The organism is Thermophilibacter sp. ZX-H3, from assembly GCF_052599055.1.
The window spans coordinates 1-1,492 of the sequence record NZ_JBQXES010000041.1 but is presented as its reverse complement, the minus strand read 5'-3'; the positions used below and the strand labels follow the sequence as shown (position 1 = coordinate 1,492).

Sequence of the window (1,492 nt, the reverse complement as noted above, 5' to 3'; positions counted from 1 at the left end):
CCGTCGGAGAGGTCCTACGCGAGGCTCACGAGGCACGAGCGGCAGACGATCGAGAGGATGCTGGACAGGGGCAGGGGGTGCCGGGAGATAGCCCGCGAGATCGGGCGGGCGCCGTCCACGGTCGCCAGCGAGGTCGAGAGGCACCGCTTCGTGACCTCGCCGCGCGCCCACTACGGGGAGCCCGCGCCCGAGGCGGCGGCGCTGGCGGCCGCGTGCCCGCGCCTGGGGTCGTGGCCGAGGTGCCGCGACGGCTGCGGCCACCGCAGGGCCTACGGCTGCTCGAGGAGGCCGCGCGTGTTCTACAGCGCGAGGATGGCCCAGCGCGCCGCCGACGAGGAGCTCAGGGGGAGCAGGCGCGGCATCGACGAGACCGAGCTCTCCGTGGCGTCCAAGCTCGACGCGATACGCGAGGGGCTGCGGAGGGGGCTCTCGCCGGAGCAGATCGCGGCGACGAGGCCGGACCTGGGGCTCTCGGCGAGCACGATCTACCGCTGGGTCGACGCGGGCTACGCGGAGATGACCAACATGGAGCTGAGGAGGAAGGTGGGCTACAGGCCCCGCCGCCGCTCGGCGCCGAGGCGAGCCGAGCGCCACTCGGCGCGCAGGTCGCACGAGGAGTTCATGCGCCTCACCGAGGACGAGCGCGCGGGCGCCTGGGAGATGGACACGGTGGAGGGCTCGGCCGCCGACTCCGCGCGCCTGCTCACCCTCTACCACAGGCCGACGTCGTTCCAGCTGGCGATACCCGTGGCCGACGGCACCTGCGGCGCCGTCCTCGCCGGGCTCGGCCTCGTGCGCGAGGCGCTGGGGGCCGACGGGGTGCGGCGGGTGTTCCGCCTCGTGCTCACGGACAACGGCAGCGAGTTCGCCGACGAGGCGGCCATCGCGGCCCTGCTCGGCGAGGGCGAGGGCGAGACCAGGCTCTTCTACTGCGAGGGGCGCCGCGCCGACCAGAAGGGCGGGTGCGAGAAGAACCACGTCGAGCTCAGGAAGCTGCTGCCCAAGGGCCGCGGCCTGCGCCTCGACCGCCTGTCGCGCGCCGACGCGGCGCTCGTCATGTCGCAGGTGGACTCCGAGCCGCGCGGCAAGCTCGCCTGGCGCACGCCCTCCGAGATGCTCCTCGCCGCGTTCGGCGACGACGCGCGGGCGCTCCTGGACGCCTTCGGGGTCGAGATGCTCGGCCCCTCCGAGCTCGACCTGACGCCGGGCTGCGTGGAGCGCGCGAGGGCGGAGCGAGGTGAGGCGCCGCTGGCCGACTAGCCCCTCGGGGACAACCGAATCGAGGGTCCCGGCACCCGTCGCGCTGAGTCTGGAAGCAAGCCGCGGCGGGACGTTGCCGCACGGGCCTCGGACCCATCGCGACGCCTCTCCATGCATCCTACACCTGCGACAACGCGGAGGGGAGGCCCCTGCCGGGGCCTCCCCTCCGTCTCGATAGGTGCGGAAACGCGCTATCGGCTCAAGGTGTTTCGCTGAGGTTGGAAATCAACCC

The 1,492-nt window shown here is 73.6% G+C and carries 1 protein-coding gene; it reads left to right on the top strand.

Going from position 1 to position 1,492, the window contains the following annotated elements:
* On the top strand, positions 1–1,260 hold a 1,260-nt coding region (locus tag ACULPM_RS10935), incomplete at its 5' end, for an IS30 family transposase (RefSeq protein ID WP_445332299.1).
* Positions 1,261–1,492 lie beyond the last annotated feature (232 nt).